We start from the raw sequence: 20,493 nt of genomic DNA on the forward strand, positions 1-20,493 counted from the left end.
TCGACAGGCTCCACGGTCTTCAACTCCACGGCGGTATCAGTCACTTGACGTCTCTCTCATGATCGTCAGATCCGCCGTTAGATTTACACTCCCGGGAGGTGACGGCGATCAGGTTGGTCACAAGATCCGACGCATTCCCTGTCTGCGCTGATCAGATGGCTTTCCTCCCCACCGTTGCGTAGGAGACGCATCCAGCCGCTCAGCTGGGCATCGCGGCTTTGGCGCAGGGGCGAGGCGAGGTTGAGGCAAAGGTCGGTGGGCGGGCATGTCGATGCACAAGAGGCCCCTTGGGCCAGGGGGTTGGCGGGTTGGGCCATGTCCGCTGACGTCGTGTGCGGTTGTCGATGGTGGCGTCCCGCTGTATGCAACCCCGGTGCGTTAAGGGTGTGTGCGCCCTGTCAAGAGGGCGGGACCTCTGGTAGTTCGCATGGTGTCGAAGCCATTGAGTGTGTCCCGGAGGTCCCGTCCTCGTGCTCCATCTGCTGCGCCGCCACCCCGTGCAGGCGGTGGCCGCAGGGTTCTTCAGCGTCTCCCAGGCCACCGTCTCCCGACGCTGGGGCCTGCTGAGGCCGCTGATCGCCGAGGCTCGCGGACCTGGTGCCGAGCCTCGTGCGATAGTCCGGGCCGGTACCGCCCTGATCGACGGCACCGTCTGCCCCACCTGGGACTGGAACCACCACAACGACCTGTACTCGGTCAAGGCCGGGTACGCCGGCATGAATGTGCAGATCGCCTGCTCGATGGATGGCGATCTCGTCGCGGTCGGACCGGTGCCGATACCCGGGGCGCGCCACGACGCGCACGCCTACGCCGCCTCGGGCCTGAAAGACCTGGTGGACGGCATTCATCAACTCGCCGACCTCGGCTACGTCGGCGTCGACCTCGTGCCGTACAAGCGCCTACCCGGCCGCGACCTTCGGAGAACCACAAGCGGGACAACGCCCTACTCTCCCACGTCCGCGCGGCCGTCGAACGCGCCGCCGCCCACGTGAAGTCCTGGCGGATCCTGAGCGAGGAAGGCGGACGCTACCGCGCACCGATCGAGAAGTTCCCCGAGCTCCTCGTCGCCGTCACCGGACTCATCAACCTACGAAGGTTCATGAGAGTGGCGTATGAATGGGGCTCCGGGATTCTGGTCGAGATCGGCCAGGAACCTCTCGGCGCGGCGAGCGAAGAGGTGGGCCCCGCGTTCGCCGGATCGGGTGCGGGCTTCGTCGGCGGCGGCTCGCACGACATCGACGGGTTCGCCGCGGGCCTGCAGCAGGCGCGCGCGCAGTAGCAGGAGAAGCCCTTCGGCGTAGCGTTGGCCGTGGGCTTTGATGGCCTGGTCGGCCTGGTCGAGGGCGGAAGCGGCCCGGTCGGGCAGCTCGGCTGCCAGCCACATCTCGGCGACCAGTCCGTACCAGTAGGCGAGGCCCCATCTCGGCGGGTCGGCCAGGGTCGCGGCCAGGAGCTGTTCGGCCTTGGCCGCGGCGCCGGCCGGGTCATCGCCGGTGAGGGCACGGGCCCAGTACCAGTCCAGCCGTATATAGGTTTCCTGGGCGACGCCGGGAAGGTCGGCGCTGGCCGCGACCCACCGTTCGGTCGCTTGCATCGCCCAGTCCGCGTCACCGGCCATCGAGGCGGCCATGGTCTGGTAACGGGTCCAGCCCGACATCTCGAAGAGGTCCCCCTCGGCCTGGTACACCGTGCCGAGCAGGGACCGCCCCGTCTCGACATCGCCATGCAGCGAGGTAATGACCCCCAAATAGCCGATCCACTCATCGGGGATCCGCCAGCGTCCGCGGTCGTCACGGCGTCGAATCGGAACACCCCCGACCTGGTCGGCAAGGTGGTACAGACTTTCTTGAGCCGGTCCCGGGTGCGGGTCGGCCGAGTTCGCGAGCAGCGAGGCAACGTCGTCCGCAGTGGTACGGCCCAGCCAGCTGAAACACTGATACGCCGCGCCGATGTCGCCGATATCCCAGTGGTACAGGCCCCAGGCCTGCCGGCCGTACGCCTGGATTTTCGGGTCCGCGGATGCCTGGCCTTGCTCATGCAGCCGGCGAGCCCACATCCCACGGTCTTTCTCGGTGGAGACGTAGGCCCCGGTCATCCGATAGAAGAGAAACTCGGCCTCGGCCGTCTCGCGGCCGAGTCTGCGGGCCAAGTATGCGCCCCGTTCCAGCAGATCGTACGTCGAGCCGCCCATTCCCGGAGGCTCGACGGCGAGGAGGTTGAGCAGCGCCAGGACGGACAGTTCGATCTCCAGCAGCCCTGCTGTCCGGGCGATCTGGATGGCCGATTCCAGGTTCCGATAGGCGGCCGCGAACGCGAGCTTGGTCGCCGCGCGGCGACCGGCGCGTGCCAGTGCCTTCGCGGTGCGACCCGGGTCGGCCAGGGGGCCGGCGGCCCACAGGTGGTAGGCGAGGCGTTCGGCGACGGACTCGTCGTCGGCGTGGATGGGTTCGAGGGCGTCGGCGACACACAGATGCAGCTGGACGGCTTGCTGCCGCGCGGTGGTCTCGGTGATCGACTCGCGGATCAGGTCGTGCGCGAAGTGCCACGAGAACGGGTCTTGCGGCTTGGCCTCCAGGAGACCGAGTTCTTGCAGCGGTTCGAGGCGTTCGAGGCACTCCGCGATCTCGACGCCCATCGTGCGGGCGAGCAGGTCGAGGTCCACGTCGCGGCCGATGACCGCGGCGGTGCGCAGCAGGCCGTGAGCGCTGTCGTCGAGGCCGGTCATCCGATCACGGACGACGTCTCGCACGGTGGCCGGCACGCCGGCTGGTGCGGATGCGCCGCCGTCGCCGAGCGAACCGCCCTCGCTGAGCAGCCGGGACAGCTCCTGGACGAAGAACGGATTGCCGGCGGTGCGAGCATGGATGCCGCGGGCGACTTCGGCGCCGGGCTCGCGGCCAGTTTCGCGGCGGATGAGCTCGGTCACGTCGGTCAGGCCGAGCGGGCCGAGCCGGATCCTGCGGTGGCCGGGCAGCCGGCCGGCCGTGGCCAGGACCCGCGACAGGCTGGAGCCGGGTGCGGGTGCGCGATCGCGTAGCGCTCCGATGATCACCGTGCCGGTGGGCGGCCGGGCCGTCAGGTGGCCGAACAACTGGAGTGAGGCGGCGTCGGCCCACTGCAGGTCATCGACGATCAGCAGCATGGGCTGTTGCGCCGAGGCCTGCCCGACGACGGTGACGACCTGCTCGAACAGGCGGAACTGTGCACGGCTGTCGGGAATCGCCGACCCGGTGGCGTAGTCGTCTGGAGATTGGAGGAGTGCGCCGAGCTCGCTGGCGAGCCACTTCTCCCGCAACGGTGCGGGCAGGCTGTCGAGAATCGGGCGGAGTGTCTGTTCCCAGGGCCACATCGACGGTGTTCCGTCGCCTTCCAGGCACGAACCCCAAACGACCAGCGCGCCACGCCGACTCGCTTCTGCAGCGATCTCCTGCAGTAGCCGGGTCTTGCCCACGCCCGGCTCCCCTTGGACGATGCCGAGCGCCGCACTGCCGGTGAAAGCCTTCTCGACGGCTTGGCGCAGTACGGCGAGTTCCTCGACCCTGCCGACGAGGCCGGCTTCCTTCCGCGCCGAAGCGCCGGCCGTACTCGCCTCGGGCGGCGAGGTCTGGGGCTGCGTCAGCACTTGCAGGTGTGCGGCCCGTATTTCCGGACCGGGATCGATGCCGAGTTCGTCGGCGAGGCAGGCGCGGACCCTGTGGTACGCCGACAGTGCCTCGGCCCGGCGTCCCGCGGCCCCCAGGGTGGTGATGAGACCGGCGTGGACGGGTTCGTGGAACGGCGAGGTCGATGCGGCGAGTTGCAGCGCCGACAGCACCGATGCCGGTCGGCGCAGCGACACGGCCAGCTTGGCCGCTTCGGTGCACGCGGTGTGGAACTCGTCGTCGAGACCGGTGAAGATCGGCAGTGCGGTCGACCTGTGGGTGAACCCGTCGCCCGCCCGACCCCGCCAGAGACCGAGCGCTTCGACATAGCGGTCGAGCGCCGTTTCCTGGCGTTGCTGTGCCATGGCCTCTTTGGCGGTCGCAACGAGTTCTCGGAAGGTGAGGAGGTCCAGGGCGCCGGGGGCGGCGGAGAACAGATAGGCGTTGCCGCGGCGGTGCAGGTAGGAGCCGGTTTCACGGGCGGGGATCGCGGGTTCGAGCAGTCGCCGCAACGCGCCGACGTATTTGTGGATGATGTTGAGCGCGCTGTTGGGTACGTCATCGCCCCAGATCAGGTCGATCAGCTCGCTCGTGCTGGTCGGCTGGCCGGCGCGGGCCAGCAGCAGCGCCAGGAGGTATGCCTGTTGTGGTGGCCCGGCATCCAGTTCGACACCGTCGCGCCAGATCCGTAGCGGGCCCAAGATCTGCAGATATGGCGAAGATCGGCCGGCCGGCTGATCCTCACCGCCAGAGGGGACTACGGGGACTGACACCGCGGTACCTCTCGCCTCCGGAACGGCCATCGCTGGAAGCTTATCGTTTCGCTCCCGTCCGGCGGGAGTGACTTCCGAGGTGCAGACGGGAGCCGTTCCGGACGCCGAGCCGACGCTATATCAAGCCGTTCCGTCGGTGGGTTCCGGCTGGGCGTCGGGCGTGTAGAGCTCTTCCTCGCTGACGACCGGTGCGGCGGTTTCTTCAGGACGTCCGACTCGCGTGGCCGAGCCGAACAGGTGGCCGCGCGCCGGCCGCACGGGGGCGAAGGAGGCGAAGCCCCGACGGCTCGGGATGTCGTCATACACCGCCTCCATACCGCCGCGGATCAGGTACGTTTCGTGCCAGAAGCCGGTGCCGCCGCTGTCGCGCAGGAAATCTCGCCACCAGCGCCGGTGCGGTTCGGACCGCGCCCATGACAAGAGCGAAGGCAGGTCGCGCCAGTACTGGCGGATGCCGACGTGCATGGGGAACAGCGACCACAGCAGCGACTCGTGCGACAGCAGGCCTTCCGGCTGGTCTTTCCCGGATTGACCGATCTGCGGGCCGTAGCCGGCCAAGGTGCGTAGGCCGTAGAGCCGATTGACTCGCATACCGAGGTAGACGACCACGAGGTCGGGATACGGAGTGAGGTCGACTGTCTGCCGATTGACGCGCGTAGGCATCGCTGGTGCCTCCTTGGCTCGTTGGGTGACGAGCCAAAGCTAGTGACGGGCACGGAATGGACACTTGACGTCGACTGAATGCGCGGGCGGCGGCATCCGTGCGGTCGCACTCAGCTGTGGAGTTCGGCGAGCAGGCCGCCGACGCGTGCGCACAGCAACCCTCTGCCCAGGCGGAGTTTAGGAACGTTGGATCGCGGTCCCCGGAGGGGTCCACTCCACGTCAACTGGAGGGCGCCAGTCTCTCGGTATGCGGCGGCGTTAATTGAAGGCCCGCTACCACAAGACATCCAGCAAGTACCAGTTCCAGCGGGACCAACACCCACGCAATGTGCAGACATATACATTGGACTTCATGATGGTCAAGGACGGAGACATTGACGCCGGGCCTGACGGCTAGTGCAACGGCGTTGCCGCCGAGCGGCGTAGGGGACCTCCACGGTTGAGTGCGTGGGTCCCGCCTCCTGGCGTGCACCCGTCGGCTGGTGAAAACTCCCTACTCAACTGTAGTCATTACGTTCGGCAGATGGTCTTGAACTCGTCCGCGAGGTGGCCGAGCGGCTGCCGCAGGAACTGATCGAGGCCGAGGGGAGTGTGAAGATCAGGGACCACGCCGGCTGGCGACCTCAAGCTCGCGATCCCGAAGCTGCGGCGGGCAGTTTCTCCCCCGTCCCTACAGGAGAGCCACACCCGAAGTTGGCCCGCGTGACATCCGCCGATGTAGACACTCAGCCATCACCCCACTGCGGTGATCGTTCCGGCCAGAGCGCTGCATGCCCTGGTAGGGCGTGTGCCGCGGGCGGTTCGCAGGGGCGTACGATCCGCCCACATCACCTCCGCATGATCTTCCAGGCTTGCTGGGGCTTCGATGGGCCCCACGGACTAAGACTGCGCCGACCAGCCCTGGCGGAGGCCGCTCGGACAGATCACTCCCTACTCCCGACCATGTTGCTGGAGTGGTGGAGTTGAACGTGAACAGCAGGCATCGGCGCTGGGGCTGTTCGTTCAGGCTTCGGCTGTCTGCGCTTTTGCTTGTCGATCCGCGCCTGGCCATCCCTCGTGATTTCCCTGCAGCTCAAGGCGGTTCACTTCCTCGCGGGACGGACGCCTACTGCTTCGCCGCACTCAGCCGCTGGGCCGCCGTATCCCCGCGGCGGCCGACCGGCACGACACCCGTCGCGGCAGCGAGGCTGTATGCGGGCATGTCGTCGTACACCGATTCGTAGGAGCCTGCCGGGACGATGAACGTCTCGTGCCAGATACCCACGCGCCCCTTCCCGGCAGGTGCTCGTCGGTTGAACGCCGTCCATGCGGGCCGGTGCTCCTTGTCCTGCTGGTGGGCGTACGCGAGGAGCCGTTCCTTGTCGGTCCAACTGGACGACGTAGAACTCGCGGAGCCCTCCGTAGAGCACCCTGTAGCCGAGCAGCCCGCTGCTCTTCTCCTGTGACAGCTCGCGCAGCATGCGTGGCATCGACATGAAGGTCGGCAACCAGCTGGAGAATGCCAGGAGTCGGTTGATGCGCAGCCCGATGTGGAAGACGACGACATCGCCTTCGGCGGCGGCAGTGTTGCGACCCGGAACCACTTTCCCGGACATGATCCTGCTCTGGGACTCGTTGCGATGGTTCAGATCATGACCGGGCGAGTGATCGGAACTTCGAACGAATCGCCAAGAAGTGGATCAGCAGCCCGATACCCCAGCCCAGAATCGACCACAGAGGCCAGAAGAAGTGGTCTGATGTGAGAATCGCCCACAGTACCACCTGGGCCGCATTGGCGATGACGTACCAGAAAAGGTGGATCCGCAGGCCCCACCTCATGGCCTTTTCGCTCTTGTGCATTTTCCCTCCCGTGGATCATCGGATCGAGGTCTGCTCCCGCACGGCCGTCTCGATGAGGCCCACCGCCGCACCCGGCCGGGAGACGAACACCATGTGCGAAGCACCCTCGACCACCTGGGTCTTCGCGCCGGAGCGCTGGGCCATGAACTCCTGCGTCGCCGGGGGGATGATCCTGTCGGCGCCGCTGATCAGGTTGTAGTTCGGGATCGTGTGCCACGCCTGTGGACCGGTGGCGGGCTCGCCCAGGGCGGCGCCGGTGGCCGGGCGTTGCGTGATCGAGTAGAGGGCGGCCTCCTCCGCGGACACGTCGGCCGCGAAATGGGGGTGAAAGACCTTCAGGTCGATGTAGAGGTCCACCTGTCCGTCGGGCAGCGGCACCGGCTTCAGGGACTCGCCCACGGTGCTGCCCGGGAACTTCTCGACCAGTGCCTGCGCGCTCTCGCCCGTCTCCGGCACGAACGCCGCCAGGTAGACCAGTGCCTTCACGTTCGCGTTTCCCGCGGCGGCAGTTGAGATGACCGCACCGCCGTACGAGTGCCCGACCAGCACGATCGGTCCCTCGATGCTGTCCAGCAGCGCCCTGACCTGAGCCGCGTCAAAGGCGAGCCCCCGCAGTGGATTCGGCGCGGCGACCACTGGATGGCCGTCGGCGACAAGCCGCTTGGCGACGGCGTTGAAGCCGCTGCCGTCGGCAAAGGCTCCGTGTACGAGCACGATCGTCGGATTCCCGCTCACCATGGGCCAACCTTTCCTTCGGATGACGGCCGACAGAAAGCTATGGCGTCGCACTGGACGGGAATTGAATGCGCCCGGGACCTGATTCCGGGCGGGCTTCACTGGTCATTCAGTCGACGTCAAGCCGGTTCGACCAATATGAGCGCCTCGGAGGACAGACGACTGGGGGGTGCCGATGGGGTCGGACGAGGAAGTCGATGTCGTTGTGATCGGGTCGGGTATGGGCGGTCTCGCGGCGGCGCGCACGATCGCGCAGTTCGGCGGGAAACGCGTTCTCGTCCTCGAACAGCACTACACGCTCGGCGGGATGACGCAGGAGTTCTCCCGCGCCGGCCGATACCGCTTCGGCACCGGGCTGCATTACATGAGTGCGAGCGCCGGCCCGTTCCTCGGGTTCATGACGGACGGAAGGGCGCAGCTCTCGCCCCTGCCGGACGAGTACGACGCGCTGCACTTCCCGGGGTTCGACTTCGCCGTCCCCGCCACGAAGGAGCGGTTCCGTGAGCGTCTGAAGGAGCAGTTTCCCGCCGAGTCCGACGCGATCGACCGGTTCTTCCGGACCACGCGCCGGGCCATGGCCGGGCTGACCGCGCGCAATGTCTTCGCATCGTTCCCCGCCGGCGTACGAAAGGCGGGTGCGCCCATCGTCGAGCGGCTCTTCCCGTCGGCCTTCCGATCGTTGCGGGACCAGGTCTCCCGCAGCTTCCGCGATCCGCGCCTGCGGGCCGTGCTGGCCGCGCGATGGGGGCTGTACGGCACTCCGCCGGCGTCGAGCGCGTTCGGGTATCACGCGGCGGTCCCGCTGACCTTCTTCATGGAAGGCACCGCACACCCCGTGGGCGGCCCGCAGGAACTCAACCGGGTCGTGCTGGACATGCTGCGGCGGTACGGCGTGGTGCTGCGCTCCCGGCAGAGGGTGCACGAAGTCGTCGTCGAGGGCGGCAAAGTGGCCGGCGTCGACGTCGCGGACACCACCACCGGCCGCCGCTACCGGGTGCGGGCGGACACCGTCGTCTCGGCGACCGGAGTGCGCAACACGTATGCCCTGATCGGGAAGAGCCACGAACTGGCGGATCTGCCCGAGGAGCGGTCGGCGGTCATGCTGTTTCTCGGACTGGACCGGTCGCCGGCCGAGTTCGGACTGCGCGGCGAGAACCACTGGTTCATGCCGGATCTCGACGACCACGACGGCGTTCAACGCCTTCCTGGGGAAGGCACGCTGTACGTGTCGTTCGCGTCGCTCAACAATCCGGCCGCCCGGTTCCACACGGTGGAGCTGCTGGAACTCGTCGATCCCAAGGTGGTCGACGAGTGGCGCGGGACGTCCGGGAACGAGCGGCCCGAAAGCTACCGGAAGTTCAAGGACGAGCTGACCGGGCGGCTGATCGCCCGCCTGGAGGAACGCTGGCCCGGATTCCGGGAGACGATCGCGTTCGCCGAACTGGCGACGCCGCTGTCGTTCGAGACCTATCAGCACAGCGTGCGGGGATCCTTCTACGGACTCGCAGCGACTCCCCAGCGGTTGCGCTCGGCGCGGGCGGGATGCCGTACTCCGGTCAAGGGCCTCTTCGTGGCCGGGCAGGACGCCTGGGGGTCCGGCGTCGTGGGGGCGCTGGCCGGCGGGTTGATGGCGGCGAACGCTGTCCTGAAACCGCGGCAGCTCGGGACGATGTGGCAGGCCATCCGTTCCGGCGGAACGACCCGGGATCCGGCCACGCCCTGGGAAGGCTATCTGCGCGTGGCCGGCATCGAGGTGCTGACCCCGACGGTCCGGAGGATCCGCTTCGAACCCCTGGACGGGGGCGTGGTGCCGTTCTCGTTCACCGCCGGGCAGTATGTGAAGGTCGAACTGCCCGTCGCCGTCGAGCCGATCGAACGGTCGTACTCGATCTGCAGCGGTCCGGGGGAGAGCGGCTTCTTCGAGATCGCGGTGAAGCACGAGCCGGACGGGCTGGGTTCGGGGTTCCTGCATGAGGAACTGGAGGTAGGGCTGGCGTTGCGGGTGAGCGGCCCGCACGGTGAGTTCATCTGGGAGCCGGGCACCGACGCTGAAACGCTCCTGCTCATCGCCGGGGGCGTCGGGATCACCCCGCTGATGAGTGTGCTGCTCGCGGCCGCCGACGCCGGTCACACGGGGCGGATCGTCCTGCTGGCGAGCTACCGGACCGAGGCCGAGGTGCTGTTCGGGCCGGAGATCGAGGCGCTGCGGTCACGGTTGCCGGGGCTGGAGGTGTCGGTCTTCGCGACCGATCGACAAGGGCGGATCGGCTACGACGAGTTGCTGCCCCACGCGGGCCCGGCGACCCGCGTGCACCTGTGCGGGCCGGCGCCCATGATGCAGGACCTGATCGGTCGCCTGAGAGAACTGGGGGTGCCGCCAGAGGCCATCCGCACCGAGGCGTTCGTGTCGGGCCGGAGCAAGGAGACCCGCCGGGAGAAGGCGCACGCCATTGCTGCCGCCGCTGCGGCGGCCGGTGTCACGGAGTTCGTGATCGGCACGGATGGCGGTGGCCCGGCGTTCTCGTGCAGCCCCGGGCAGTCGGTCCTCGACGCCGCCAACGCCGTCGGCGTCGCGCTGCCCCAGTCGTGCGGCGAAGGCGCCTGCGGTACCTGTCGGGTGCGGGTGCTCTCCGGCGCCTACGAGACCGACGACCGGGGGATGTTCTCCGCCGACGAGTTGGCGGCCGGCTGGCGGCTGGCCTGCCAGACACTGCCCACCGAGGACCTGGTGATCGGCCAGTAGGGCGGAACCGGTGAGCGTTACTGCATGTGCCGGTGGCGCATGGCCCGTCGGGAGGTATCCGCCGCGATGGTGACGGTCATCTCTGGTCGTTTCTGGTTGTTTGCTTTGCCTTTCCAGTCAGCAATTCTTGGTAATCGCTTTGTCTGCCACGGGACTTGAGTGACCATGGACGGCGAATGGCGGCGAAGGCCGGCCAAGGCTGGGAACGGGAAAAGGAATGACTTCCTCCGCTGCGTCTCTGCGGCTGCAGGTTCTCGGTCCGTTGCGGATCTGGCGCGACGGCGTCGAACTGGACCCCGGCCCTCGGCAGCAGTCGTATCTGCTCGCGATCCTGCTCGCCCGCGCGGGCAAGCCGATCAGTACGAGCGAGTTGGTCGACCTGATCTGGGCCGAGGACGTCCCGGCCTCGGCGGTCAACATTCTCCAGAAGAATGGCTCTGTGGCTCGGCGCGGTCATGTTCGCGGCGATGCTGGTCGGCATCACCGGCGTCGCGCACCTCAACCGGGCCGCGCCGGGCACCCCGGCCGGGCCCGGGCGCCGGGGCGGGCTGGTGGTGGCGCTGCGCGACCGGCAGTTCCGTGCGCTGACCGCGTCGTATCTGACCGTCGGGATCACGATGCACCTGGTACTGGCCGCCATGCCGTACTTCGCCGAGTACGAGCTGGGCCGCTCCGCGCTCACGACCGTGCTTATCGCGGCGTTCATGGCGCCGGCGGTCCTGACCACGCCCCTGTGGGTACTGGTGGCCCGGCGTCTCGGCAAGCAGCGCAGCCTGCTCGCCGCCCAGGCCGCGTTCGTGGGCGGTTCGCTGGTGCTGGCCCTGGGCGCCGCGGCCGGTCTGCCGCTGCTGATCGCAGCCGTGGCCGTGCTGGGCGTCGCGTTCGCCGCGATGCAGTTGATGCCGCTGTCGATGGTGCCCGACGTCATCGCCGCCGCAGGGCCGGCCGGTGCCGCCAGCGCGGGCAGCTACACCGGCGTGTGGACCGCCGCCGAGGCCACCGGCGGCGCGTTGGGGCCGTACGTGTACTCGGCCTGCCTGGCCGCGGGCGGGTTCGTGGCCAGTGGCGCGGGTGAGCACACCACGCAGTCTCCCGGCGCGCTGGCGGCCGTCCGCTATGGCTTCACCTTGGTGCCAGCCGTCCTCATGACGATCGCCATCGTGCTGCAACGCCGGTACACCTTGGACAAGCGCGCCCACCCTGCGGCGCCGAGTGCCGTCGCCCAGGAAAAGGCGGAGGGGCAACGGAACTAATGGTGAAGCGGCCCCTGTAGGGCCCCGGATTTCCGTTCAGTGCTCGTCAAGTAACCGGTCCTGCGTTCATCAGCGAGGACACCGGATACCGAAGTAGATATCGACGACGACAACGTGCCGGGCGCTGCGACCCGGCCCAGCAGGAGGAGGGCCCCCTTCGGCGCGATCTGCGGCTGATGGCGGCCGGGATGCTCGCGATGATGACCGCGCTGCACGGTGACACCGACGCGGCGCTTGCCTTGCTCGACACGATGGAGGCCGCCGCGGGGGACGATCCCTACGTGATCACGGTCTGGGCGACCTACTCCGCACGGGTCGCCGCGTTGATCGGCGCCCCCGTGCGGGCACGTCGCGGGGCTGAGCGCGGGATCGCCGCGGACCCCGCGTTCTCGTTCGGCTTACTCGGCGACTACCTGCGGCTGGTCCGGTGCTGGGCACGAGCCGTGACCGGCGGGGATCCGGTCGGCGTAGCCGTGGAGGCGCACGACCTGATCGTCGCGTCGCTCTCCGAGCCGCCACGCTCGGGCCTGGCCACCTGGTACGGGCTCCTCGGCGAGATGTGGCCGGCGGCGGGAAAGCTGGACGAGGCCGACGCGGCGCTCGACCGGGCGGACTCGGCCATCGACACGTACGGCCAGCGCTACGCCGAAAGCCTGCTGCTTCTGCTCCGGACACGGGTGCTGCGGGCACGCGGCGAGCCGGTCGCCCCCCTCCGGGCCGTCGCCGAGCGGGCGCACGCACTGTCCGTCGAGCGCGACGCCCACCTGGTCGCCCGCCGTGCCGAGGAACTGATGGCCGAGCACTAGGCAGCGACGATCCGCAACGCCGCAATCGCCAGCAGCCACCTCGTCGGCGTCACGGCTGGGCAGTTGACGGTTCCCGACCGGGGACCGGCACGTCGAAGCAGTTCAGCACCATCGCGATGAGGCAGTAGCTGCCGATGAGGAAAACGAGCTCGCCGACCCCATCAGGGCCCAGCAACTGCGTGGCCCGGTCGTATGTGGAGTCCGGCAGTATGCGCCCCGAGGTCAACGCCTTCGCGACGTCGTGGGCGACGGCCTGCTCGTCACTCAGCCCGGAGGGCCGCCCGCCCGCCGCCAGCGTCGCGATCTGTGCCGCCGCAAGACCGACCTCGTCTGCGGTCTGCTCGTGCGCGTACAGCAGGTACCGGGCGCCGTAAGCGGCGCCGACGGTGAGGATCGCCACCTCGCGGACGACGGGGTCGAGGTGAGCCTCGGCCGCGACCGCCCGCTGCAGAAACAGCGCCGGAACCCCGAACGCGGGGAAGTGCAGCATCGCCGCGAACGGCCCGACGAGCGCACCGTCGTCGTCGAGGATGACGACGCGGCCCTGCTCCTCGGTGACGAGGCCGGCGATGCCGTCATGCACCTCGCGGAGTGAGGGGTCGAGCTCATCGGGTGGGATGGGGCGAATACGCATACGATGCTCCTCCTTCTCAGAGTCCGTCGGTGTACTGGCCGTCGATGAGTACGAAGGCGACCCGGCAGTTCGCGGCCGACCGGTTCGCCCATGCGTGGTTGGTGCCGCGCTGGATCACGATGTCCCCGGTGCGGACGATGGTCTCGCCCTCGTCGAGGATCAGCGTGAGCTCGCCCTCGACGACGATCCCGTAGTCGATCGTCTGCGTGCGATGCATCAACGGATGCGGGGCGCCGGCGTCGGACCGTGCGGCGTCGGCACCGTCCATCTCCCCGAACTTCTCGGCCGCCTCCGCCCCCGTCAGGTTCCGGATCCGGTCGTCCTCCGGAGGGAAGTCGATCACCCGGATACGAGTGCCACGCTCGGGAGGTCCGAGCACCAGACCGTTCTCCGCCGGCTCACCCGACTGCCGGTCGATGACGGCCGGCGTCTGGCGTGTGTTCCACACCTCGTAGAAGGTCGGGCCACCAGGCCCGCCGATCTCCACCACGCGAGTCGGCGGCGCGTCCTGCGTGATCACCGCGCGGCCGGACCCGTCATGGCCGGTCACGATTCTTCGGAACGGTAGTACGGAGCTCATGGGGTAAGTCCTGCTCTTCTCAGCCGATGTGGGCATTCGAGGTCATCGCGTCAGCGGGGTAAGCGGCCCGCTGGGCATGGACTCCGCCGCGCACCGAAAGACTGGCGCCCGCCAGTTGACGTGGAGTTGACCGTCCGTGGACGGCGCCCCGATGTCCGTAAAGTCTGCTTTGGTGTTCGTATCGGGCGATCAGGTCCCGTTGGGAGGGGTCGCCGCGATTGCGGCTGTCACTCTGGTCGATTCTGGTTGCTTGCTTTGTGTTTCCAGTCGGAAATCTTTGGTAATCGCTTTGCCTGCCTCGGGACTTGGGCGACCGCGGACGGCGGATGGCGGCGAAGGCCGGCCAAGGCTGGGAACGGGAGAATGGCTTCCTCCGCTGCGTCTCTGCGGCTGCAGGTTCTCGGTCCGTTGCGGCTGGCGCGACGGTGTCGAGCTGGATCCCGGCCCTCGGCAGCAGTCGTATCTGCTCGTGATCCTGCTCGCGCGCGGGCAAGTCGATCAGTACGAGCGAGCTGATCGACCTGATCTGGGGCGACGGCGCCCCCTCCAGTGCCTTGAACATGTTTCAGAAGTACGTCTGCGCGTTGCGACGGCTGCTCGATCCGCCGCAATGGGGCATCGCCTACCACTGGGCGCTGCTCGCCGAGATGTGGCTGGCAGCCGGATCGCCCGACCGGGCCGAAGCCGCTCTCGACCGAGTTGACCAGACCATGCGGGACTACGGCCAGCGCTACGCCGAGCCGCCGAACGACTCCTCCCAGGACCGGGGGCCATGCCTGACCGCAGGCCCTGAGGGGCAGAGCGGCCCAGGAATGAGAAGCGGGGACAAACTTAATTTCGCCGGCGGGTATTCCGCCGACGTGTATTCCGGCTTTGCGCGAAGGCATGCTTGACAACAACGGAATCGGTGCCCGGATTTCTGTTCAGTGCTCGTCAAGTGGGCGGCTTTACGCTGACCGCGATCACCACCGAGAACACCGGATACCGAAGGGTATACAACCATGACGACAACTCGCCGGGGGCTGTTGGCCGGATCCGCCGCGGTCGTGGTGGGCGCCGCACTCGACGCGCCCGCCGCGCAGGCACACACCGGAAGCGGCAGTGGCAGCGGCCAGAAGCCCACCGTCGTACTCGTGCACGGCGCGTTCGCCGACGCCTCCGGCTGGAACGGGGTCGCCTCCCGGCTCATCCGTGACGGCTATCCGGTCATCGCACCGCCCAACCCACTGCGCAGCGTGTCCTCCGACTCCGCCTATCTGGCCGGCATCCTCGCGACCCTCAGCGGCCCGATCGTCCTCGTCGCGCACTCCTACGGCGGGATCGTCGTCACCAACGCCGCGACCGGCAACCCGAACGTGAAGGCGCTGGTCTACGTTGCCGCGTTCGTGCCCGACCAGGGGGAGACGCTGCTGGGCCTGCAGACGAAGTACCCGGGAAGCAGACTCAGCGAGGAGGCGCTGGACTTCCGTCCCTACGGTGAGGGACTCGTCGACGGCTACATCAAGAAGGAGCTCTTCCACGACGTGTTCGCCGGGGACCTGCCGAAGGCGACCGCCGGGCTGATGTGGGCCGGCCAGCGGCCGGCGGACGTGCGCACCCTCGGGGAGCCGTCCGGCGTCCCGGCCTGGAAGACCATTCCGTCCTGGTATCTCGTGGGCCGCGACGACCAGGTGCTGCCCCCGGCGGCGCAGCGGTTCATGGCGCGCCGGGCCGGCGCGCACACCTTCGAGGCCGACACCTCGCATGTTGCGATGATCGCGCAGCCCGCGGCGACGGCCGCCCTCGTCAAGCGCGCCGCGCGCTGACACCACCGAGCCGACGAGGCCGGCAGGGGCCGGCGATGTTCGAGGGGCTGGGGCGGACGGTGGGTGATCGGGCCGGCTGCGGCCTTCCTGGCGCTCGGCGGCATTGATCCCCCCGTCCCGCACCGGCCCGTACGCCGTCCAACCGACCCTCCTGCCGAGGACGAGACGATGCATCAGCACGCATACGACAGTCAGTGCACCGCCGAGGAGAAGCGGCACACCACCGCGAAGTCGCCCATCAGGAATCCGAAGCTGACGTTGTTCGCACTGGCGTTGGGCACCTTCGCGATCGGCGCCGGCGAGTTCGGCAGCAACGGCATCATCCAGCTGTTCGCGTCCGATCTGGACGTGTCCGTTCCGGTCGCGACCTACGCGATCACCGCGTATGCCTTCGGGGTGATGATCGGCTCTCCGGCGATCACCCTGCTCGCCGCCCGGGTCAACCGGCGCACCCTGCTGCTCGGCTTGATCGGGCTGTTCCTGGTCGGCAACGGGCTCTCCGCCCTGGCGCCGGACATCGTGCTGTTCGTCGTCTTCCGGTTTGTCACCGGCAGCGTGCAGGGAGCGTTCTTCGGCGCCGGGGCCGTCGTCGCCGCGTACGTGTACGGGCCGGGCAAGGGCGGCAAGGCGTTCGCCACCGTGATGGGAGGACTCACCGTCGCCACCATCGCCGGGTCGCCGCTCGGCACCTTCATCGGCCAGCACGCCGGCTGGCGCGCCATGTACGGGACCGTGGTCGCCGTCGGCCTGCTCGCCGGAGCCGCCCTGGTGGCCTGGCTGCCGCGCACCGACGACCTGCGCGGCAGCTCCCTCACGGGCGAACTGGGCGCCCTCAGGCGGCGGGACGTCTGGCTGATGGTCACCGTCGCGGCGCTCGGCATCTCCAGCATCTTCGCCGTCTACACGTTCATCGGCCCGTTCGTCACCGACGCGGCGCTGCGGGACTCCTCGCTCATCCCGATCGCGCTCGCCGTCTTCGGCCTGGGCATGGCGGTCGGCAACCAGGTCGGCGGACGTGTCGCCGACCGGTACGAGAACCGCGGTCTGGTCCTGGGCTACGGCGGTGCTCTGGTGTTCCTCGTACTGATCGGTGTGTCAGGCAGCAACCTGGTGGTTCTGCTGCCCTGCCTCTTCGGCGTCGGCGCCACCATGATGTTAGCCATCCCCACCATCCAGGTCCGGCTGACCGGTTTCGCACCGGACGCCCCCACCCTGATGGGAACGCTCAACCTGGCCGCCCTCAACCTGGCCAACTGCCTCGGCGCGATCGGCGGCGCCGTCGCCCTCGACGCTGGCTGGGGGACCCTGTCCACCGTGTGGGCCGGCTTCGTCCTCACCACCGTCGGTCTGCTCCTGTATGTCACGACCGTCGCCCGAGTGAAGCCGGCGCCCGTTCCGGTTCGCGCCTGAAACAGCCCTACACGGAGGAATCACGTGAACGACGGTGCGGCAGAGCGCGGGCCGGTCCTGGACGACGAACAGTTCCGCCAACTCGCCGAGTACGGTGAGGTGGAGCACGCCGAGCCCGGCCGGGACCTGTACACGTCCGGCGACGACACCTACGACTTCTTCCTGCTCCGGTCGGCGACCGTGGACATCGTCCGGGATGCGACGGCGATCGAGCCGGAGCGTCTGATCTACCGGGGCGGCCCCGGAGACTTCCTCGGCGAGCTCAACCTGCTGACCGGTCAGCACGTCTACCTGACCGCCCGGGTGGTGATCGCCGGGATGGTCGTCCGGATCCGGACGGCGATGCTGCGCCGGGCCCTCGCCGAGCAGGTCGACATCGCCGACACCCTGATCGAGGCGTTCAGGGAACGGCGCGAGGTGATCCGCGGGGCGGCAGGCAACGCCCTGGAGATCGTCGGCCGGCCGTACGCCGCGGAGACGCTCGAACTACGCACCTATGCGGCGCAGATGCTCCTGCCGAACTCCTGGCTCGACGCGGCCTCGCACCCCGGACGCTCGCTGATGAGACGGGCGGGGCTCGGCGAGGACGACCTCCCGGCCGCGATGGTCAACGGTTCGCTGCTGAGGCGCGCGACACCCAGAGCTGTTGCCGAGGTGCTCGGTCTCACCTATCGAGCCGACGGGCGCCCGGTCGATCTCGTCGTGGTGGGCGCCGGCCCGGCGGGTCTGGCCGCCGCCGTGTACGGGGCGTCCGAGGGCCTCGTCACCGTACTGCTGGACCGCGCCGGGCTCGGCGGCCAGGCCGCCAAGAGCGCCCGCATCGAGAACTACCTGGGCTTCCCGCACGGAGTCAGCGGCGAAAGCCTGACCCGTATGGCGATGGTCCAGGCGCTCAAGTTCGGCGTACGGATCCACTCGCCCTGCGCGGTCGCCGGCCTGGACCTCTCCGACGAGCGACGACCGGCCGTCCTGCTGGAGGACGGCACACGCATCCGGTGTCGCGCGGTGATCGCCGCGACCGGGGCCCACTACCGCCACCTCGACCTGGCGCAGTGGACGACCTTCGAGAAGTCCGGTTGCGTCCGGTACGCCGCGACCGAGCTGGACGTCCGAGGCTATGAGGACCAGCCGGTGACGGTCGTCGGCGGCGCCAACTCGGCCGGGCAGGCGGCCCTTTCCCTCGCCGCCCGTGGTGCGACAGTGAATCTGATCGTCCGCGGTACCGATCTCGGAGCCCGGATGTCGTCCTACCTGACCGACCGGATCCGGGCGCATGCGCGGATCCTGGTCCACACCGGCAGCACCATCCGCGAACTGGGCGGCGACGACACCCTCGCGTCGATCGTCGCCGAGAGGTCCGACGGGCGGCGGGACCGGCTGGCCTGCCGCGCCCTGTTCTGCTTCATCGGCGCCGACCCGGTGTCGGGCTGGCTGGACGGCGTGGCCAAGGACCACCATGGCTTCGTCCTCACGGACAGCCGGTCCGGTACGGCCCTGCCGTTCCAGACGAGCGCACCCCGGGTCTTCGCGGTCGGTGACCTGCGCGCGGGCTCGCCGAAAAGAGTGGCCACCGCGGTCGGTGACGGTGCCGGCGCCGTCTCCTCCGTCCACGCGGCTCTCGCCGACGACTGACGCATCATTGACCGTGTTCCGGCACACCGTGAAACGTATGTGGGACCCGAGGTCCGGCTGGAAGGAGAAGTCGTACTCGTCGAGCGTTTTGTGGTGCGGCAGCTTCGACAGCCGCAGGCCCTGCTGGAACGTGAGATTCCGTCGTGTGTCCGCAGAGTGGAGCGGATGCGGCACGAGGTCACTTGGGCAGTTCTCCGCCCGCTGGTCGACGTCCTGGTGAAGAAGGTGAAAGCGGTGCGCCGGGCAGCCGATGCCGTCCGGCTACACGGCCCGGCCGTCATCCCGCACAAGGACATGGGGAGAGGACCCGATAGGCTGCTTCACCTGGAAAGTGCCTCCGACAGGGGCGGGAACAAGGACCTCAGCAATCCTCATTCTCGCTGGTCAGAGGCACTTTCTACTTCCCTGACCGTCTGCCGGACAGCCCGCTTCATGAAAGCGCGAGGTTAGTACTCCAACCGTTAGATCGTGATCTTGCTGGTCGGGGTTGGTGCGGAGATGGCTGCGGCCACCGTTGATCATCGTGAGTTGTGACCGCTTGCGCTGGTCAGACTGGCGACGCCGACACCAAGCCCGCGCCCGAGCCTGTCACTACCAACGGCAAGCCAACTGTCCGGCCATAGAGGTTCGCGTCCCCTGAACGGTGGCGATATCGAGATGTCGCGAGGTCGGTGCCTGTGTGCATACTTCCTCACTGTGGAAATCATGACAGGCGAGCTGCGGCGCCTTCGATCTGGACCTGGGGCCGAGGATGACGACGAGCCCCGGCCGTTTCTCGTGCGCCTCCGGTTCACTGCCGAGGAACCAGCCCAGGTCATCGACAACGCGCGTGCGGTACTGACATGTGTGGTCTCCCAGATGGGTGACTGGCCGACAGATGAGCTTTGGCCGCAACTGTTGCCGACCTGGTTCATCCAGCGGTGCGCGCCCGAGACCCCGGAACCGGAGCATGGCGAGCCCTTCGACGTCGCGGCGTGGCTGCGTCAGTGGCGGGCGATGACGCCAGAGGAGAGAGCGGCCGTCGATCAGGGGCTGTGGACGCTCTCGGGATGGCTGTACTACTTCGACCCGACCGAGGAATGGGAGACGATCGCAGCTGGTGGTGGTGGCACGCAGGAACCGACGAGTCGGGCGGCTGGGTGCAGGTGGCCACCACAGGCTGGCCCTTCGGAAGCGGTTCACTGTCCTGGCTGATTGAGGCCAGTGGGGGCGCGGATCTCGTCTACGGGCCGTGAGCAGCGACTCGCCGTGATCGCGAACTACGGCTGGAGTGCTACGGCCAACCTGATTCGCCGTCAACCCGCGCCACCGCCGAATCTAGCGAACTACCGGTAGCCTGCGCCGTGTCGGGCAGTGCGAGTCGCGCTCGCTCAGGGGCGCCGCGGCATAGCCGAACGCCGCGCCGTGCTTCGTGCCGCCGAACACCCGCCGTTGCACCGAGGCGGTCGCTTACACCTCCGACTGCTGCGCGGCGATCCCCAACTGGTGCATCATGCTGAAGCCGCCCAGGACCTCGCACACCGTCGAAATGCTCGCAATGGACGCACCGGAGAATCGAATACGGTCGACGGTACAAGCCGTGAAGTGCCTGCCGGTCGGCGGAACCCCGGCGAACTCACCCTGCCAGGTTCCTGACGAACGCAGGAAGCACACTACCTCGTCCTCGCGGCTGATCTGGTCGGTAACGGAGAATGTGAGATCAGGGAAGGCGGTGCAGAACCCTTGCAACATCGAAATGATCTTGTCGCGCCCCTGGATCGGGCTTTCATGCTCAAAGAAAATATCCGGGGCGAATATGTTCGTCAGTGTTTCGAAATCCCGCCGATTGAATGCGGCAAAGTATTCCTTCGCGACGTCCGCCTTCGCGACTGCATCCATTGAAGTCACAAGCTTCTCCTCACGATTGCTGTGACGACGCCGCACGCGGCGCCGTTGCTCGCGGTTGACAGTGAGAGTAGGAGCGCTCGGGCGCAGCGGGA

At 68.2% G+C, this 20,493-nt stretch carries 16 protein-coding genes and 2 pseudogenes; 9 read left to right on the forward strand and 9 right to left on the reverse strand.

The window, feature by feature from the left end:
- Positions 1-470: 470 nt before the first annotated feature.
- Positions 471-992, forward strand: a complete 522-nt coding sequence (locus ACFY6U_RS49440; protein WP_390049341.1) for a transposase family protein — start codon at positions 471-473, stop codon at positions 990-992.
- A gap of 95 nt (positions 993-1,087) precedes the next feature.
- On the opposite strand, the gene ACFY6U_RS49445 is transcribed toward ACFY6U_RS49440, so the two are convergent.
- From ACFY6U_RS49445 to ACFY6U_RS49465, 5 genes and pseudogenes are all read right to left on the reverse strand, one after another.
- Positions 1,088-4,444 (reverse strand): BTAD domain-containing putative transcriptional regulator, encoded by a 3,357-nt coding sequence (locus tag ACFY6U_RS49445; protein WP_390049342.1) that lies wholly within the window; start codon positions 4,442-4,444, stop codon positions 1,088-1,090.
- Positions 4,445-4,534: 90 nt separating this feature from the next.
- Complete coding sequence (locus ACFY6U_RS49450; RefSeq protein WP_059211199.1) at positions 4,535-5,077, reverse strand: monooxygenase family protein; 543 nt, start codon at positions 5,075-5,077, stop codon at positions 4,535-4,537.
- A gap of 1,105 nt (positions 5,078-6,182) precedes the next feature.
- Positions 6,183-6,672: pseudogene (locus ACFY6U_RS49455) on the reverse strand (DUF4188 domain-containing protein).
- 34 nt (positions 6,673-6,706) lie between these two features.
- Positions 6,707-6,916 carry a 2TM domain-containing protein gene (locus tag ACFY6U_RS49460; protein ID WP_059211200.1) on the reverse strand — a complete coding sequence of 70 codons (210 nt, stop codon included), beginning with the start codon at positions 6,914-6,916 and terminating at the stop codon, positions 6,707-6,709.
- Positions 6,917-6,931: 15 nt separating this feature from the next.
- The gene (locus ACFY6U_RS49465; protein ID WP_390049344.1) at positions 6,932-7,654 is read right to left on the reverse strand and encodes an alpha/beta fold hydrolase; all 723 of its coding nucleotides are present in this window, start codon (positions 7,652-7,654) and stop codon (positions 6,932-6,934) included.
- A 202-nt stretch (positions 7,655-7,856) separates the two neighbouring features.
- On the opposite strand from ACFY6U_RS49465, the gene ACFY6U_RS49470 reads away from it, so the two are divergent.
- From ACFY6U_RS49470 to ACFY6U_RS49480, 3 genes are all read left to right on the forward strand, one after another.
- Entirely contained in the window at positions 7,857-10,394 is a 2,538-nt protein-coding gene (locus ACFY6U_RS49470) for a 2Fe-2S iron-sulfur cluster-binding protein (protein WP_390049345.1), read from the forward strand.
- Between the two features lie 431 nt (positions 10,395-10,825).
- Positions 10,826-11,647 carry an MFS transporter gene (locus tag ACFY6U_RS49475; RefSeq protein WP_390049347.1) on the forward strand — a complete coding sequence of 274 codons (822 nt, stop codon included), beginning with the start codon at positions 10,826-10,828 and terminating at the stop codon, positions 11,645-11,647.
- Between the two features lie 188 nt (positions 11,648-11,835).
- The gene (locus tag ACFY6U_RS49480) at positions 11,836-12,453 is read left to right on the forward strand and encodes a hypothetical protein (RefSeq protein WP_390049349.1); all 618 of its coding nucleotides are present in this window, start codon (positions 11,836-11,838) and stop codon (positions 12,451-12,453) included.
- Between the two features lie 49 nt (positions 12,454-12,502).
- Here the strand turns inward: ACFY6U_RS49480 and ACFY6U_RS49485 are convergent, their stop codons facing one another.
- The gene (locus ACFY6U_RS49485) at positions 12,503-13,087 is read right to left on the reverse strand and encodes a carboxymuconolactone decarboxylase family protein (RefSeq protein ID WP_059211207.1); all 585 of its coding nucleotides are present in this window, start codon (positions 13,085-13,087) and stop codon (positions 12,503-12,505) included.
- A 16-nt stretch (positions 13,088-13,103) separates the two neighbouring features.
- The gene (locus tag ACFY6U_RS49490; protein ID WP_390049351.1) at positions 13,104-13,667 is read right to left on the reverse strand and encodes a cupin domain-containing protein; all 564 of its coding nucleotides are present in this window, start codon (positions 13,665-13,667) and stop codon (positions 13,104-13,106) included.
- Positions 13,668-14,227: 560 nt separating this feature from the next.
- On the opposite strand from ACFY6U_RS49490, the gene ACFY6U_RS49495 reads away from it, so the two are divergent.
- The 4 genes from ACFY6U_RS49495 to ACFY6U_RS49510 all read left to right on the forward strand — a co-directional run bounded on the left by ACFY6U_RS49495 (position 14,228) and on the right by ACFY6U_RS49510 (position 18,514).
- On the forward strand, positions 14,228-14,560 hold the full coding sequence (locus ACFY6U_RS49495) for a hypothetical protein (RefSeq protein WP_390049352.1): 333 nt from the start codon (positions 14,228-14,230) through the stop codon (positions 14,558-14,560).
- 108 nt (positions 14,561-14,668) lie between these two features.
- Positions 14,669-15,472, forward strand: coding sequence for an alpha/beta fold hydrolase (locus tag ACFY6U_RS49500; protein ID WP_390049353.1), 804 nt, complete (start codon positions 14,669-14,671; stop codon positions 15,470-15,472).
- Positions 15,473-15,640: 168 nt separating this feature from the next.
- Positions 15,641-16,882, forward strand: coding sequence for an MFS transporter (locus ACFY6U_RS49505; protein ID WP_059211211.1), 1,242 nt, complete (start codon positions 15,641-15,643; stop codon positions 16,880-16,882).
- Positions 16,883-16,906: 24 nt separating this feature from the next.
- Positions 16,907-18,514, forward strand: coding sequence for an FAD-dependent oxidoreductase (locus ACFY6U_RS49510; protein ID WP_390049355.1), 1,608 nt, complete (start codon positions 16,907-16,909; stop codon positions 18,512-18,514).
- 48 nt (positions 18,515-18,562) lie between these two features.
- On the opposite strand, the pseudogene ACFY6U_RS49515 reads toward ACFY6U_RS49510, so the two are convergent.
- Positions 18,563-18,643: pseudogene (locus ACFY6U_RS49515) on the reverse strand (ATP-binding protein); the annotation flags it as partial.
- A 576-nt stretch (positions 18,644-19,219) separates the two neighbouring features.
- Between ACFY6U_RS49515 and ACFY6U_RS49520 the strand changes: the two are divergent.
- Positions 19,220-19,708 (forward strand): hypothetical protein, encoded by a 489-nt coding sequence (locus tag ACFY6U_RS49520; RefSeq protein ID WP_390049357.1) that lies wholly within the window; start codon positions 19,220-19,222, stop codon positions 19,706-19,708.
- Between the two features lie 255 nt (positions 19,709-19,963).
- Here ACFY6U_RS49520 and ACFY6U_RS49525 read toward each other — a convergent pair whose 3' ends face one another.
- The gene (locus ACFY6U_RS49525) at positions 19,964-20,392 is read right to left on the reverse strand and encodes an ester cyclase (protein WP_390049478.1); all 429 of its coding nucleotides are present in this window, start codon (positions 20,390-20,392) and stop codon (positions 19,964-19,966) included.
- Between the last annotated feature and the right edge of the window lie 101 nt (positions 20,393-20,493).

Source organism: Streptomyces sp. NPDC013157 (assembly GCF_042899865.1).
Taxonomy (GTDB): Bacteria; Actinomycetota; Actinomycetes; order Streptomycetales; family Streptomycetaceae; genus Streptomyces.

Bases quoted from the DNA above. Each gene is read 5' to 3' on its own strand.
- ACFY6U_RS49445 (WP_390049342.1), bottom strand. From the start codon at position 4,444: ATGGCCGTTCCGGAGGCGAGAGGTACCGCGGTGTCAGTCCCCGTAGTC.
- ACFY6U_RS49450 (WP_059211199.1), bottom strand. From the start codon at position 5,077: ATGCCTACGCGCGTCAATCGGCAGACAGTCGACCTCACTCCGTATCCC.
- ACFY6U_RS49460 (WP_059211200.1), bottom strand. From the start codon at position 6,916: ATGCACAAGAGCGAAAAGGCCATGAGGTGGGGCCTGCGGATCCACCTT.
- ACFY6U_RS49465 (WP_390049344.1), bottom strand. From the start codon at position 7,654: ATGGTGAGCGGGAATCCGACGATCGTGCTCGTACACGGAGCCTTTGCC.
- ACFY6U_RS49475 (WP_390049347.1), top strand. From the start codon at position 10,826: ATGGCTCTGTGGCTCGGCGCGGTCATGTTCGCGGCGATGCTGGTCGGC.
- ACFY6U_RS49480 (WP_390049349.1), top strand. From the start codon at position 11,836: ATGCTCGCGATGATGACCGCGCTGCACGGTGACACCGACGCGGCGCTT.
- ACFY6U_RS49485 (WP_059211207.1), bottom strand. From the start codon at position 13,087: ATGCGTATTCGCCCCATCCCACCCGATGAGCTCGACCCCTCACTCCGC.
- ACFY6U_RS49490 (WP_390049351.1), bottom strand. From the start codon at position 13,667: ATGAGCTCCGTACTACCGTTCCGAAGAATCGTGACCGGCCATGACGGG.
- ACFY6U_RS49495 (WP_390049352.1), top strand. From the start codon at position 14,228: ATGTTTCAGAAGTACGTCTGCGCGTTGCGACGGCTGCTCGATCCGCCG.
- ACFY6U_RS49500 (WP_390049353.1), top strand. From the start codon at position 14,669: ATGACGACAACTCGCCGGGGGCTGTTGGCCGGATCCGCCGCGGTCGTG.
- ACFY6U_RS49505 (WP_059211211.1), top strand. From the start codon at position 15,641: ATGCATCAGCACGCATACGACAGTCAGTGCACCGCCGAGGAGAAGCGG.
- ACFY6U_RS49520 (WP_390049357.1), top strand. From the start codon at position 19,220: ATGACAGGCGAGCTGCGGCGCCTTCGATCTGGACCTGGGGCCGAGGAT.
- ACFY6U_RS49525 (WP_390049478.1), bottom strand. From the start codon at position 20,392: ATGGATGCAGTCGCGAAGGCGGACGTCGCGAAGGAATACTTTGCCGCA.